This window comes from Bifidobacterium sp. N5G01 (genome assembly GCF_002742425.1).
Taxonomy (GTDB): domain Bacteria; phylum Actinomycetota; class Actinomycetes; order Actinomycetales; family Bifidobacteriaceae; genus Bifidobacterium; species Bifidobacterium hominis.
Map to the genome: position 1 here is coordinate 514,235 of NZ_NJNP01000001.1, position 15,003 is coordinate 529,237.

General features: G+C 57.3%; 12 protein-coding genes and 1 pseudogene. 6 read left to right on the plus strand and 7 right to left on the minus strand.

Going from position 1 to position 15,003, the window contains the following annotated elements:
• Positions 1 to 319 precede the first annotated feature (319 nt).
• Positions 320 to 1,606 (minus strand): serine--tRNA ligase, encoded by a 1,287-nt coding sequence (gene serS, locus CE168_RS02195; RefSeq protein WP_099570940.1) that lies wholly within the window; start codon positions 1,604 to 1,606, stop codon positions 320 to 322.
• Positions 1,607 to 1,735: 129 nt separating this feature from the next.
• Here serS and CE168_RS02200 point away from each other — a divergent pair, with 129 nt between their 5' ends.
• The gene (locus CE168_RS02200) at positions 1,736 to 2,848 is read left to right on the plus strand and encodes a diacylglycerol/lipid kinase family protein (RefSeq protein ID WP_180753659.1); all 1,113 of its coding nucleotides are present in this window, start codon (positions 1,736 to 1,738) and stop codon (positions 2,846 to 2,848) included.
• Positions 2,849 to 2,905: 57 nt separating this feature from the next.
• On the opposite strand, the gene CE168_RS02205 is transcribed toward CE168_RS02200, so the two are convergent.
• Together CE168_RS02205 and CE168_RS02210 are read right to left on the minus strand one after the other, a co-directional pair.
• Entirely contained in the window at positions 2,906 to 3,772 is an 867-nt protein-coding gene (locus CE168_RS02205; RefSeq protein ID WP_099570942.1) for a PRD domain-containing protein, read from the minus strand.
• 27 nt (positions 3,773 to 3,799) lie between these two features.
• Positions 3,800 to 5,890 (minus strand): glucose PTS transporter subunit IIA, encoded by a 2,091-nt coding sequence (locus CE168_RS02210; RefSeq protein ID WP_099570943.1) that lies wholly within the window; start codon positions 5,888 to 5,890, stop codon positions 3,800 to 3,802.
• A 321-nt stretch (positions 5,891 to 6,211) separates the two neighbouring features.
• Here CE168_RS02210 and pgm point away from each other — a divergent pair, with 321 nt between their 5' ends.
• Positions 6,212 to 7,888, plus strand: a complete 1,677-nt coding sequence (gene pgm, locus CE168_RS02215; protein ID WP_099570944.1) for a phosphoglucomutase (alpha-D-glucose-1,6-bisphosphate-dependent) — start codon at positions 6,212 to 6,214, stop codon at positions 7,886 to 7,888.
• A 36-nt stretch (positions 7,889 to 7,924) separates the two neighbouring features.
• Here the strand turns inward: pgm and CE168_RS09230 are convergent, their stop codons facing one another.
• Positions 7,925 to 8,053 carry a hypothetical protein gene (locus CE168_RS09230; protein ID WP_272896516.1) on the minus strand — a complete coding sequence of 43 codons (129 nt, stop codon included), beginning with the start codon at positions 8,051 to 8,053 and terminating at the stop codon, positions 7,925 to 7,927.
• A 354-nt stretch (positions 8,054 to 8,407) separates the two neighbouring features.
• On the opposite strand from CE168_RS09230, the gene CE168_RS02225 reads away from it, so the two are divergent.
• Entirely contained in the window at positions 8,408 to 9,688 is a 1,281-nt protein-coding gene (locus CE168_RS02225; RefSeq protein WP_099570945.1) for a ribonuclease H family protein, read from the plus strand.
• A gap of 174 nt (positions 9,689 to 9,862) precedes the next feature.
• A complete protein-coding gene (gene rpiA, locus CE168_RS02230; RefSeq protein ID WP_099570946.1) occupies positions 9,863 to 10,561 on the plus strand; it encodes a ribose-5-phosphate isomerase RpiA in 699 nt (232 codons plus the stop codon).
• Positions 10,562 to 10,778: 217 nt separating this feature from the next.
• On the opposite strand, the gene CE168_RS02235 is transcribed toward rpiA, so the two are convergent.
• On the minus strand, positions 10,779 to 10,868 hold the full coding sequence (locus tag CE168_RS02235; RefSeq protein WP_004268639.1) for a 30S ribosomal protein bS22: 90 nt from the start codon (positions 10,866 to 10,868) through the stop codon (positions 10,779 to 10,781).
• 202 nt (positions 10,869 to 11,070) lie between these two features.
• Positions 11,071 to 11,700 carry a hypothetical protein gene (locus tag CE168_RS02240; RefSeq protein WP_099570947.1) on the minus strand — a complete coding sequence of 210 codons (630 nt, stop codon included), beginning with the start codon at positions 11,698 to 11,700 and terminating at the stop codon, positions 11,071 to 11,073.
• Positions 11,701 to 11,828: 128 nt separating this feature from the next.
• Here CE168_RS02240 and radA point away from each other — a divergent pair, with 128 nt between their 5' ends.
• Both radA and CE168_RS02250 read left to right on the plus strand, forming a co-directional pair.
• Entirely contained in the window at positions 11,829 to 13,247 is a 1,419-nt protein-coding gene (gene radA, locus CE168_RS02245) for a DNA repair protein RadA (RefSeq protein WP_099571168.1), read from the plus strand.
• 103 nt (positions 13,248 to 13,350) lie between these two features.
• Positions 13,351 to 13,581: pseudogene (locus CE168_RS02250) on the plus strand (peptide ABC transporter ATP-binding protein); the annotation flags it as partial.
• 173 nt (positions 13,582 to 13,754) lie between these two features.
• Here the strand turns inward: CE168_RS02250 and ribF are convergent.
• Positions 13,755 to 14,981 carry a bifunctional riboflavin kinase/FMN adenylyltransferase gene (gene ribF, locus CE168_RS02255; protein WP_099570948.1) on the minus strand — a complete coding sequence of 409 codons (1,227 nt, stop codon included), beginning with the start codon at positions 14,979 to 14,981 and terminating at the stop codon, positions 13,755 to 13,757.
• Between the last annotated feature and the right edge of the window lie 22 nt (positions 14,982 to 15,003).

A 15,003-nucleotide genomic window follows, 5' to 3' on the forward strand; every position in this document is an offset into this window, starting at 1 on the left:
GCATCACGCACGAAACGCTAATATAGCACAACCCAAAGAACGAGGGGAAGAAAGCGAGCAAGAATAAAGGAAGAATGCGGTAAAAACAAAAAAGAAGGGACCCGCTCAACCGCGAGTCCCTTCCCATAAGCCAGAAAAGCCAGAAATCAGCAAGTGCCAAATGCCAGACATCCTCAGACTTCCGTATTTCGCATTTCAGAAGTCCGCTTCGGCAGTTCAGCAGCTGAGCAACTCAGTGGAACCGATAAACAAACCCGAGTCGCCAAACTCAACCGAGCAATCCAAGCTATCAGACTCTGCCAAGCAAACCCAAACTCTATCAGGCTTCCCACTTGGTAGGCTCGATGACTTCCTTGCCACCCATGTAGGCACGCATGGCCTGCGGGATGACAATGGAGCCGTCTTTCTGCTGGTGGTTCTCGAGGATAGCAACCAGCCAACGGGTGGTGGCCAACGTACCGTTCAGCGTGGAAACGGCGCGGGTACCGCCATCTTCCATACGTTCGCGAATGTTTAGACGACGCGCCTGGTATTCGGTGCAGTTGGAGGTGGAGGTCAGCTCGCGGTAGCGGCCCTGGGTCGGAACCCAAGCCTCGCAGTCGAACTTACGAGCCGCGGAGGAGCCCAGATCGCCGGCAGCGGTGTCGATAATGCGGTACGGCACCTCAACCTTGCCGAGCATCTCCTGTTCCATGGCCAGCAGGTGCTCATGCTCCTTGTAGGAGTCCTCCTGCTTGGTGTAGACGAACATCTCCACCTTGTCGAACTGGTGCACGCGGATGATGCCGGAAGTATCCTTGCCAGCGGCGCCGGCTTCACGGCGGTAGCAGGAGCTCCAGCCGCAGTAGCGCAGCGGACCGTTGGACAGGTCGAGAATCTCGTTCTCGTGCATACCTGCGAGCGCCACTTCGGAGGTACCGACCAAGTACTGCTCGTCAGGTTCACGCAGACGGTAGATTTCGTCGGCGTGGGAGTTGAGGAAGCCGGTGCCGCGCATCACTTCCGGACGCACCAACGTCGGGGTGATGGCCAGCGTGAAGCCATGCTCCTCGGCCTGGTCCACAGCCATGGTGAGCATGGCTATCTGCATGCGGGCCACCTGGCCGCGCAGGAAGTAGAAGCGGGAACCGCCGACCTTCACGCCACGTTCCATATCAATGCCGGCAACGCCGCGACCGAGGGTCAGGTGGTCCTTCGGTTCGAAACCTTCAGCTGCGAAATCACGGATCTGGCCAACCTTCTTGACCACCACGTAATCGTCTTCGCCGCCTTCCGGAGCTTCCGGCTCAACCACGTTGGAGAGCTTCCACATGGCGGTGGTGTACTTTTCGGCTGCGGCGTCCGCTGCGGCCTTGTATTCGGAAACCTTCTGGGAGAGTTCCTTGGTTTCGGCAATCAACTTGGCCTTTTCGTCGGCCGGAGCCGCGGCGACCTTCTTGCCAATTTCCTTCTGCTGCGCACGTGCAGCCTCAAATTCCTTCAGAGAGGAACGACGAACCTCGTCAGAGCGCAGCACCTCGTCGACCAGTTCGACCGATTCGCCACGCTTGCGCTGGGATTCCTTAACAACGTCAGCATGTTCACGAATGAATTGGATATCAAGCATGATTCCTAGACTAGTGCCGAAAGCCGACACTCGCCGCAAGCCTCTCGTTTTTGCATACAACGTGCAGGAATCGTCGAATAAATCGTGCTTGATTCGCTTTTTTCGCGTCTTACGTGAACAATAGGTGACATGCCTATGCCAGTTATCATTGTGATTGTCGTTCTTGCGGTCGCAGCGGTGTGCACGTCCGTCTTTTTCGCGGTGCGCGAATATAAGCGCCGTAGGCTTGCCAAGCAGCTCGACAAGCGCGACGACGATCAGGTGCACTATGCGTTCGTGATCAATCCGTCAAAGCCCCAAGCGGAACAGCGCAAACAGCATATTCAGGAGTTCTGCGAAGCGAAGCATCTTACGCAGATCGAATATATCGAAACACAGCTTGATAAGGATGGTCGCGCCTGCGCGTTAGAAGCGTTGGAGCATGGCGCCGATGTAGTGGTCGCGGTTGGCGGCGACGGCACGGTGCGCACGGTGGCGAGCGCGCTTTCGGGAACCGGCCACGCGCTGGGCATCATCCCTATTGGCACCGGCAATCTGTTTGCCCGCAATATGGGCATTCCCGTGGATGATATCGATGCGGCGTTGACCGTTGCAACGTCTCACGGCTCGCGTTTGATAGATGTCGGCCGTTTGACGTTGCTCGATGATGAAACCGCCGATCATGGCCATGCGTTCCTTATTATCGCAGGTATCGGATTCGATGCGGTGATGATCGATGACACCGATCCTGAGTTGAAGAAGAACATCAGCTGGCTCGCCTATTTCGTGTCGGGCGTGAAGAATCTGTTCGCCCCGAAGCACAAGGGCGACGTGACCATCACCAGCACGGATGGCAGCACGCACACCACGCACGGACTGACGTTCCGCACGTTCATGGCTGGCAATTGCGGTCAGATTCCGGTGTTTTCACTCATGCCCGACGCCGTATACGATGATGGCATCCTCGATTATGAGATTATTGACACGTCCGGCGGTTTGATCGGTTGGGCGAATCTGTTTGGCGATGTGCTGCATCAGACGATTACCGGCAAGGCACAGCAGAGTCCGCTTTCCACGAATTCCACGGTTGACCAGATTCAGGGCGTCAGCGCGGAAATCAAGTTGGAGAAGCCTGTTTTGGCGCAGGTTGACGGCGATATGCTTCCCGAAACGCAGCATATTCGTTTCAGCGTGGAACGTAAGTCGTTGTGCGTGCGTGTGCCGGAAGCGCACGAAGCCAATACTGCCAATGTAAATCAGTAACTATTAACCGTAATTATCGATAATTATTCATTACGATGATTATGCATTTTATTTATATTATGCATTGATATTGTCATTCTCATGCGATTCCGCCGCATGAGAAGTCACTCGTGCGATATGCAAGGTGAGATAGGCGATTTCCGCTTGCGAAAGACTTGCATTCAGTCGCATTTTGATGATGATCGCGAGTTTGTTCGCGCAATCCGATGCTTTCGGATATGAGGTTTTGATGGATTCCACGATTGGTTCAGGCTCGTCATCAAGCTGTTCATGTTGGTGGATGCGCACAAAAAGATAGCGCAGATGCGTAATGAAACGCGCCACATTGACGCTGCGCTGGTCAAGGTTGATGCCGTAATAGCCTTCGATGACCGTCAGCATTTGCTGGATGACGCCGGTCATGGTGTATGTGGCGGAAAGATCTCCGGTGGAGAAGCCTGCATTGACCAGATGCAAGGCCAAAGCCACAGCTTCACAATCCGGCAGGGCGCCGCCCAGGTACGTGTTCATCGCATCGACCAGAGCTTTGCCTTTGGCGTATTCACTCGCGTAGAGCGAACGCACTTCGGCTTCCAGTGGATATTCGATTGTTTGCTTGTTTTGCGATCGACGAATCGCACCGCAAACATGGTCGGATAACGCCAGAACCAATGCAGGCTGCCTGTCAGCCTGTTCCTTCAGACCTGTGCGGTTCATGGCGTCCGTAACGAGACGAATGATTTCGGGCGGGATCCCGGCCACCTGTTGGGCCATATGGTCGGGATCCTTGCCATCTGCGGGAACGAACCGACGGACGATCTTCGCGTCGTCAACATGCTGGCCGGGCTTGGCTTGGAAGCCTATGCCTCGACCAGTGAGAATCACCTCACTATTGCCGTCTTTTGCCAGTACGACATTATTGTTGAATACGCGAAGAACGTCCATGCCGGTCCCTTCCGACTATGCGATTGGTCAGCGCTGAATGTCGATCACCGACTCACCGGCCTTGACGTCGACGCCGGTCTTTGGCGTGACGGACGCGAAGGCCACTGTGTTCAGCACCGTCATCAATGTGGTGGTGCTGTATCCAGCTTCCTTAACCTTATCAAAGTCGACGACAACGAGGGTGTCCCCCGCGTTCACGTGTTCGTTGGCCTTGACCTTCACATCGAAGCCTTCGCCGTTCATCTTCACCGTGTCGATGCCGACGTGCACGAGCACTTCCACGCCATCATCGGTTTTGATGCCAAATGCGTGACCGGTTTCGGCGACAGTCTGCAGCACGCCGGATACCGGCGCTACGACAGTGCTGTCTGCCGGCTGGATGCCGACGCCTTCGCCTAGTGCGCGGGATGCAAACACCGGATCGCCGGTTTCGTCCAGGGAGATCACATGGCCTGCGACCGGAGCGTTCACTTCGTCGGTGGCGGCAGCAGCAGCCGGGGCTTCGGTCTTGGTAGCGGCAGCAGTGGCAGTCGCGGTGGCAGCAGCCGGAGCGGCGCCCTTGGCTTCGACCGACGAGACAGCGTCCTTCTGATTGGCGGACTTGCGGGCCAGCACTTCAGCCTTCTGCTCCGGAGTGCGGTAGTCGAAGGTGATGATCAGCAGGAAGGAGGTGAGGAAGGACACGGCGATGGACACTGCATACACCCACATCTGATTGAAGACCGGAATGGTCAGCAACGAGGTGAATGCGAAGGCAGTGGTGGTCACGCCATGCACGGTCTGGCCGGCGGCGGTGACGGATGGGAAGAGCCAACCAAGGATGGCGATGACGACGCCACCGAGACCGCAGCCCACCAGCATGCGCTTGTAGATGAGCTTGTAACGCAGGTGAATGCCGTACAGGGACGGTTCGGAAACGCCACCGAGCAGGCCGGCCGCGAGCGCACCCAGAGCGGTCTGGCGCATGTCCTTGTCCTTGTCACGCACAGCAAGGAAGAGCACACCAGCCGTAGCGCCGAAGCAGGCGAAGTTCCACACGCCCATCGGGCCTTGGATGAAGTCGTAACCGAGAGTCTGGATGTTCATGAGCATCAGGGCGTTGAGCGGCCAGTGCAAACCGAGCGGTACGAGGAACGGGTACAGCATCGGAATGATGATGGCGAAGATGAACGGAGCATGGGTGTTCATCCAGGCCAAGCCGACGCCGAGACCGTTGCCGACCCACACGCCAATCGGACCGATGATGAAGGCGGTCAGTGCGCCAACGATGATCAGGCAGAAGAACGGCACAAAGACCAGCTGGACGCTTTCGGGGATGATCCTCTTCAGCCCGTGGTAGACGAGAGCAAGTACGGCAGCCATGAGCAGCGGCACGAACACGTTGCCGGAATAGTCGCTCAATGCCATCGGCAGACCGAATATGCTGGCCGTGCAAGACTTAGTGCCCAGCGCGGCATTCTCCACGCACGTGGTGGTCTTGGCGTCCATCAAGCCGGTGAACTGCGGGGTCATGAGGATGGCCATGATGGCACCACCCAGCCATGGGTCGACCTTAAGCTTCTTGGCCGCGTTGTAGGCGACCATGATCGGCAGGAAGTAGAACACACCCTTCCAGATGGCCTTCACGAACACCCAGCCTGCGGAGGCCTCGTCATTCGGAATAACGTTAAGCGAAATAAGCAGATTGACCAGCGCGATGATGATGGAAGCGCCGAGCAGCACGCCCAGAATCGGGCGGAAGGAATCGGCGAGATACTCGAAGAAGGAGTCCAGCCAGGCCACCTTGCCGCGAGCCTTGGAACGGGCTTCGGCCTTGACGTCGGCATTGCTCTTCTGACCATCGCTGGATGCGGAGGCACCACCGACACCGGCCATTTCAGGCAGATGCATGATGTTTTCGTACACGGTGGCAACGCCACCGCCGATGACGACCTGGAAACGGTCACCGCTCTGCGGCACCGCACCGAGCACGCCTTGCATGTGCTCGAGACCGTTCTGGTCGACCTTGGATGCGTCAACCAATTCAAAGCGCAGCCGAGTGGCACAATGCGTCAGGCTGCGAACGTTTTCAGGACCACCGATTGCAGTGATGATCTGCGATGCAAGTGAGCCAGCCATCCTGTTTTCCTTTCTTTCCCTTACAACCGATTCGATCCAAGCAACACTGCTTCGGGCAACAAAAAAGACCTGAGATATGGCTATGGTTAAGCCACATCTCAGGTCTTGCGTCATTATGTTGACTAGCAACCCTGCTTCAGTCGAATAGCACAGAACTATACACCATCATCTGACATTGCGCAAATCAACCGAGAACACAATCCATCACTAGCGAAAATTCTTATATTTACATCCAAACATGCAATAAACAGATAACGTATTCATCGCACATAATGGGACAATTACGCACATTCGCAGCAAAAGCGTGGCAGAATAGTGGCTATGGTTGCAAACAATGCGGGAATGCCCGCCACCCCAGCAGATCTAATCAATGTCGACGAGGTCATCGGCAAGTACTATGACGTCGTCCCCGATCCCAACGTTCCCGAGCAGCGTGTCTCCTTCGGCACCTCCGGACATCGTGGCTCGTCCCTGAAAACCTCGTTTAACGAGGCCCACATCGTGGCCATCACCCAGGCCATCGCCGAATATCGCAAGAAGGCTGGCGTAACCGGCCCGCTGTATATCGGCCGCGACACCCACGCCCTGTCCGAGCCAGCTTGGAAGACCGCCATCGAAGTGCTCGTCGCCAACGGCGTGACCGTGCGCATTGACTCCCGAGACGACTTCACTCCGACCCCGGTTGTGTCTCAGGCCATCCTGACCCATAACCGCGCAGCGGACGGCACGCAGCGTTTCACCGGCGAAGGCCTGGCCGACGGCATCGTCGTGACCCCGTCGCACAACCCGCCGACCGATGGCGGCTTCAAGTATGACCCGGTCACCGGCGGCCCGGCTCCGGCGGACGTCACCAACGCCATCGCCGACCGCGCCAACGAATTGCTCGGCGATTTCAAGAACATCAAGCGTGTTCCGTTCGAGCAGGCCGTCAAGTCCGACCTGGTCGAACGTTTCGACTTCCGTGAGCACTATGTCGCCGATCTGGAGAACGTCATCGACTTCGACGCAATCCGTTCCTCCGGCGTGCGCCTGGGCATCGACCCGCTCGGCGGCGCTTCCGTCAACTACTGGCCGCTGATGAACGAGAAGTTCAACCTGACCATCGACGTGGTGCGCCCGCAGGTCGACCCGACCTGGAGCTTCATGACCATCGACCACGACGGCAAGATTCGCATGGATCCGAGTTCACCGTACGCAATGAAGGGCCTCGTGGACTCCCTCAACAACGGCGCTTGGGACAAGTACGATCTGGTCGGCGGCACCGATCCGGATGCCGACCGCCACGGCATCGTATGCCCGAACTGGGGCGTCATGAATCCGAACCACTACATCGCCGTGTGCGTGGAGTATCTGTTCGGCGGCAATCGCCCGGGCTGGCCGGAAGGCGCCGGCATCGGCAAGACGCTGGTCTCCTCCTCCCTGATCGACCGCGTGGCCGCTTCCATCGACGCCAAGCTCGTTGAGGTTCCGGTCGGCTTCAAGTGGTTCGTTGATCCGCTGTTCAAGGGTGAAGTCGCCTTCGGCGGCGAAGAGAGCTCCGGCATGAGCTTCCTGCGCAAGGACGGCCGCGTATGGACCACCGACAAGGACGGTCTGATCCCTGACCTGCTGGCTGCGGAAATCACCGCCAAGACCGGCAAGAACCCGGCACAGCTGCATCAGGAGCAGGTGGAGCGCTTCGGCGAAAGCTGGTACAAGCGTATCGACACGCCTACCACGCTGGAGCAGAAGCAGAAGTTCGCCAAGCTTTCCGGCGACGACGTTGCTGCCACCACGCTGGCCGGCGAAGACATCACCGCCAAACTCACCGAGGCTCCGGGCAACAACGCCAAGATCGGAGGCCTGAAGGTCACCACCGAGAACAACTGGTTCGCGGCACGCCCGTCCGGCACCGAAAACATCTACAAGGTGTACGCTGAGTCCTTCGAATCCCCGGAGGCTCTTGACAAGGTGCTCGCCGAAGCCACCGAAGTCGTGGACAAAGCCCTGGCCGAGTGATGATTGGCGAATCGGCATAATCCAGCCGTTCGCCAATCATTCGTAAAATCCATCGGGAAGCTCGCCTTCTTTTTCGAGAAGAAGGTGGGCTTCTCGCATATCCAGCCAAATACAAATCAACCAAATACGAATCGCAATATGGCATGAAACGTCAAATTCTGGCATGAAGCGCACGCGACCGTCTTCCTACTGCCCCGCTTCGCATTCCGCTTGACTGATGACGACGCAACGCTCAGCCCAGAGGCCCCGCCAATCTGCATGGGAAATCTGCATGGGAGGTGAACAATGCGCATCGCCATCGTCGAAGACTATGACGCCGAACGCCAACCGATGGCCGTCATGTGCACGGAATATTTCAAACGAAGCCATGCAAACGGCATCACGGCACGACGTCGTTCGATTATGATGGCACACCGTTCCGCACTTCCGTCATGCTGTGTTTGGATGACTGACTGTTCGCCCGTCAGACGCGATTCGCTCCGTATGATAGGCGTCTTGCGGCTTTCGTAGGGTAGAGACATGACGATTACGGTTTCTACAGACGGTTCCGCTTTGGGTAATCCGAATGGTCCGATGGGTTGGGGTTGGGCCGATCACGAACTCGCGACGGGCGGCAAGCCGGGACACCACCATGAAGGTGATTGCGACGCCGGTGGAGCAACGAACGGCACCAACCAGATCGGCGAACTGTGCGCGGTGTTGGAGGCGTTGCGCGCGCATCCCGGTTCCGAACCGTTGGTGATCGAAACCGATTCGCAGTATGCGATCAACTGTTCCACCACGTGGGTACATGGCTGGAAGAAGAACGGCTGGAAGAACTCGCAGAAGAAGCCGGTGAAGAACGCGGATTTGATTCGCGCAATCGACGCCGAGATTTCCAAACGTCCTGGATCGGTGAAATTCGTATGGGTCAAGGGCCATGCCGGCAATGCGGGCAACGAGAAGGTGGATGAGCTTGCGCGCACTTATGCCGGCGATTGCCGTTCGAAGGTTCGCGAAGGATATCTTCCCTTGGAGGGCTGGCAATCGCTGCTGGCTTCCGAATACTCGCAAGGCACCGATGTTCCCGACGACGCCCAGATGCTGCTCGACGGCAAGATCACTTCGGACGAATACCATATCGGACGTGGACAGGGCGAATCCGCCGGCGGCTCTCTGGCCGACGGTCTGATAGGTGTGTCCGATCCGGAACCGCGGCCGCGTTCCATAGCGGACATGCTGGTGGAGTCCGAAGGATACCCCGCACCCGACGAGGCGACGTTGCCGTTGCCCCCAAACGGAATGACGGCAGAATCCGACAAAATGCTGGAACCGACCACCGTGCTTGCCACGACCGCATCCGACTCCACGCCATCCGACACCGCGACGTCCGACTCCACGCCATCCGACACCACTGCACCGCACAAATCATATGCGGAAATGCTGATCAAAACGGATTATTTCCCGCGTGAAGACGCAGAAAATGCATCCGACGGAACGGCGCAGCCAACGCAATCCGAGCAATCGGCGACGCAGTCTGATGAAATCGTCGACTCCCTGAAATCACCAGAAACACAGGAATCGCAAGCAGGCGCACCACAATCGGCGACGCAACCGCAACAATCCCAGCAACCACGCCGGAAAAGCCCTTCGGGACTGTCGGTGTCGGGCACCATTCGTTTCACTCCCCCGCCAAATTCCAGTCCGACGTTCGACGGCGGACTCCGCCGTATTTGCGGCTACATCGCGGTGGAAGGGTATGTGCAGGGCGATGGCACACTGGTATTGGAGGACGCGCCGTTCGCGGTCAAACACAATTAGCGGAATCGCACACCGAAACCCATATCCCCATCCAAAAAAGCGCGTGAAACACCTCGTGAAAACATTTGCCAGCAATTGATCGCACATCATCGGCCAAGACATGTCGACAAACGTACAAAAATCAACACATCCGATAATATGGAGACGGTCTTAACCCCATATCGAAGGAGGATCATGGACAAGGCACAGCAGGACGCATTGAAGAAAGCAGCCGGCATCGAAGCTGCCAAGCTGATTCAGAACGGCATGATCGCAGGTCTGGGCACCGGCTCGACCGTGCGTTTCCTGGTCGACGAGCTCGGTCGCCGCGTGCAGGAGGAAGGCCTGGAGTTCACCGGCGTGACCACTTCTCGCCGCACCCAGGAGCAGGCCGAAGGCTACGGCATCAAGATCGTCGACATCGATGACGTTGATCACATCGACGTGACCATTGACGGCGCCGACGAGGTCGACAAGAACTTCAACGGCATCAAGGGCGGCGGCGCTGCCCTGCTGTGGGAGAAGATCGTGGCCACCAACTCCAACAAGATCGTGTGGATCGTGGACGAATCCAAGGTCGTCGACACCATTGGCAAGTTCCCGCTGCCGGTCGAGGTGATTCCGTTCGGCGCAGGCCAGGTCGTCAAGAAGTTCGAAGCACGCGGCTACAAGCCGGTGCTGCGCCTCGACGCCGAAGGTCATCCGGTACGTACCGACGAAAACAACTATGTGGTCGACCTGCACCTCGAGTGCATCGAACACCCGGAAGCTCTGGCCGAAGACCTCATCAACACCGTCGGCGTGGTGGAGCACGGCCTGTTCCTGCACATGGTGGATCAGGTCATCGTAGGCGATCCGAACGGCCCGCGCGTGCTCACCAACTCCAACAAGTGAGATTAGAGCAGTAGAGGAAGTTCCGCGAACCCTTATGAGGCTGTGCGTTCACATCGAACGCACAGCCTCATTTGCATTTATTGACTTTGATGTTGCATTTTGCCTGTGACTTCGTTGTCGTGATTTTCGTTTATTTCCTTGAGATATGCAAAAATCCCGCATATCAGAAAAGATATGCGGGATTTTGTTTAAGCGACGCTTCAACCGCGCCTGAAGACTACTTGCGCTGGTGGCGAGTCTTACGAAGCAGTTTGCGGTGCTTCTTCTTGCTCATGCGCTTGCGGCGCTTCTTGATGACCGAGCCCATCTCAGCCTCCGTTCTTAAACTCAAAGGGTAAAAGTTTGCAACTTGCCCAATACTACACTGCTTCGGGGACGAACGCGCACAACCGCATTCACATGGTGGAAGCACGCACCTTCTTATTGGAAAATCAGATCAACCACAACCCTCATAGGACACGACAGAATCATGCGTGCATCATGCGAGTCTAGTATCCGACCACCAAATGTCACAGCGGAAACTGCTGGTAGAAGCGCTGCACCGAATCCTTGGCACCAGTGGCTTGGAACACTACGGTATCGTTACGCCAGACGGCAATGGCCTTGGTCTCATCGTTCGGATCGGTTTTGGCACTGTAGGCGCCGGTAGCCTCACCGGAAACCTTCACATTGCCGCTGCCCAGCTCCTTGCCGGTCATAGCGCCGGTCAGATTGTCGTACTGGCTTTGCGCATCCTCGTCTTGGGACCACTGTGCCACTTCAAGAGTGACTTCCTGACCGTCCGTGCCGGTTGAATACGTCAGCGTGTACTCCTCAACCGGAGACGCGCCACTCCAGGAAGTGCTGGCATCGGCCTTGGTACGTGCGAAATTCAGTACGGAATCAGGCATGGCCTTCAGCAGTTCGCTGGCACCATCCGGCAAAGCCACCGCGTCGATGGACGGCGTAGTCGGCTCGGAGGCACCCTGCGACGCTCCCTGAGAGGTAGTGGCGCCTTGGGATCCCGCCTCGTCACCCCTGTTCAACGCCCAGCCGGGCCAAATAAAAGCGGATACCAAAGCGAGTACAACCACCAAAGCGGCGGCAACGACAGCCACAATCAGCTTGCCATGGGAAGAGGAAGTTTGCGTATTAGACATGGCTGTTATTCTTTCACATCCGTAAGACGCTCAAAGCCGGGATACGCAATCACGCAGCACTCCCGCATCAACACCCCCCTTAACATCGTGGCGAACGCTTGTCTCAAAATATCCGTATTGTCGGCGGTATGGCAAAGACGTCCTCACAATTTGTATGCTCCGAATGCGGCTGGAACGGCCCGAAATGGCTGGGCCGCTGCCCCGAATGCGGCCAGTGGGGCACCATCGAGGAATTTCATGAGGCCCGTCCCGCCGCTTCGAAACGCACCGCAGCCCCCGGGCGCACATCGCGCACGCAATCACATGCGGTGCCTGCTTCCGCCGCGAAGCCCATCACGGAAATCGGCACGGAAAACATTTCCAGAATCAGCACGGGTTTCACGGAATTCAACCGCATACTCGGCGGCGGCATTGTACCCGGCTCCGTAACGCTCATCGCAGGTGAACCGGGCATCGGCAAATCGACGCTGCTGCTGGAAACCGCCGGCAACGTGGCCCGTCTTTGCGCGGCACAACCGGAACGCAACACGGTGCTGTATATTTCCGGCGAGGAATCGCAAGCGCAGGTGCGCATGCGGGCCTCACGAATAGGCGCAGTCGAGCCGAATCTGCTACTGGCCGCCACCACCGACCTGTCGACCGTGCTTGGACTGATCGAGCAAAACAAGCCTGCGCTGGCCATCGTCGATTCCGCACAGACCATCGTCTCGCAGGAAGTCGACGGCATTTCTGGAGGGTCGACGCAGGTGCGCGAAGTGGCGAGCGCCCTAATCGACACCGCAAAAACGATTGATATTCCGGTATTATTGGTCGGTCATGTCACCAAAGACGGCTCAATTGCCGGCCCACGCACGTTGGAACATCTCGTCGATGTGGTCTGCCAGTTCGAAGGGGATGCCGAAACCGCGCTTCGCATGCTGCGCGCGGTGAAGAATCGTTTCGGACCCACCGATGAGGTCGGCTGTTTCGATATGAGCGGCGAAGGCATCGAAGAGGTGACGGACCCGTCGGGGCTTTTTCTGTCGTCTTCCAATTCCGCCAATCCCACTCCGGTGGAGGGCACGTGCGTGACATTCACATTGGATGGGCATCGCAGTCTTCCCATCGAAGTGCAGTCGCTCGTCACCAAATCCGTGCTGCCGACGCCGAGACGTGCCGCGAATGGCGTGGACGCGAACCGCATCGCCATGCTGGTGGCGGTGCTGTACCGGCATGGCAACGTCAATCTTCTGGCAAACGACCTGTATATTTCCACGATCGCCGGCGGTCAGGCGCGCGAGCCGGGCTGCGATCTGGCGATTGTGGGCGCGTTGGCGAGCGCCGCGAAATCGAAGGCGATCAGTCGCACCACATGTGCGGTCGGTGAGATCTCGCTGACCGGGCAGGTGCGTCCGGTGCCGCGATTGGAATACCGGTTGCGCGAAGCCGCCCGTCTTGGCTTCACCACCGCTGTAGTGCCAACATTACGTAGGGAAATCGCGATTCCCGGATTGTCGATCGTTCAAGTCGACACATTGCAGGATGCGCTTGACGCCATGTTGCGATAGCACACCCTACATACCGTTTTCGCATGTGTACACGCGAAGCATATACATTATGCTTATGCAGCTGCAACGCAATGCGTGGGCAGAGAAGACGGATTAAGGAAAGGCGCTTGGCCCGATGCTGGTGGGCGAGGTGCTGAACATGGTGGCCGAACTCAAAGAGCAGGGCACCACGATCCTTATGACGACCCATGAAATGAGCTTCGCACATGATGCAGCCGATCGCATTGTGCTGCTGCGCCATGGCATCATTGCTGAGAACGGCACGCCACATGAGGTCATGGATGAATCGCAAGATCCGGAAACAAAGGAATTCTTCTCTCATTTCCGCAATTAATCTTATGGTAATTCCATAATTATATAACACTATATTAGTAGGGTTCTTACGTAGATTCTCACGTAAGAACCCCGCTATTTTTTGAATACTGATACGAATTTATCGAAAATACCAGCATTCACTAATCACTGTCATTATCGTGATTATTATTGCGATTATTGCTGCGATTAGTATCAGGCAGTAATTCGCTTGGTCTCCTCGACATTGCGCTTCAGCTCGTCGACCAGATCCTGCGCAGAATCGAACTTGATCTGCGGACGCAGGAAGCCAGCGAATTCCACACGCACCTGATGATCGTACAAATCAAGCCAATCGTCGGTGATGGCGTAGGCCTCGACCACACGCTCATTCATGCCGGTCGCCTCGTTGAAGGTCGGCTTGGTGCCAATGGAAATCGCAGCGGGCCAACGATATGGCGAATGATCGGCAAGGCGGGCGTCAACGGAAGACGAGTCAAACTGTTGCGAAATACCATCGGACGCCGCTTCCGCATGGTCGCTCTCCGTAGTCTTCGCTCCCAAATCAACGAGCCAACCCGCATACACGCCGTCAACCGGCAGATAACCGGCAACATTGTCACTCAAATTCGCCGTCGGGAATCCAATGGTGCGTCCACGCTCCTCGCCGTGCACCACAATGCCTTCCACGGCGTGCGGATGCCCCAGAATCGCATCGGCGTCCTTGATGCGTCCCCGGCCAAGCAGGTAACGCACATTCGTGGAACTCCACACACGCACGAGCTTGGCTTGGTTCTTCTTGCTCCATGCGCGGCGTTCCGCCTTGGAAGCGCCTTCCAGCGGGTCTGCCGGCTCGCCATGGCCGGTCGGCGTAACCGGTTGGGCATTGGCTGGCACGCGGGTCTCTCCGGGACCTCGATCATCAACCACTTCAAGCTGGAACACACCAGTAGCGAGCGCGAGATCCTCAATGGCTTTCACGTCTCCGGCGCGATTCGCACCCATGGCCGCGTCGGAACCGAGCACCAAGGCGCGCATACCCAGCTTGCCGACCATCTGACCGAGGAAGAATCGGTATGATTTCGCCGCGAATGCCAGTGTGTAGTGCACGATGAGCGTGTAATCCACTCCCAGCTTGTTGATGGTGCGAAGACGCTCCTGCATGCTGGTGAGCGCTTGCGTGTCAGCCATACCGGTCGGCGGCTCCTGACCACCGTTCTTCGCCGCATAACCGTGTACCAAAGCGGGGCGTGGATCGAACAGCACCACCACGGAGAAGGACTGTTCCTTCTTGGCGACTTCCACCACGCGGCGAATCACCGCCTGATGGCCCTGATGCATGCCATCGAACGAACCGATGGTCACCACGGATTTCTTATCGTTGCTCAGTGTAGGCCAATCCACCATGCCACTGGCATCAGGCGTGAGCGTGATTGTCTTCATCATGTCCTTCTTGTGTATGGAT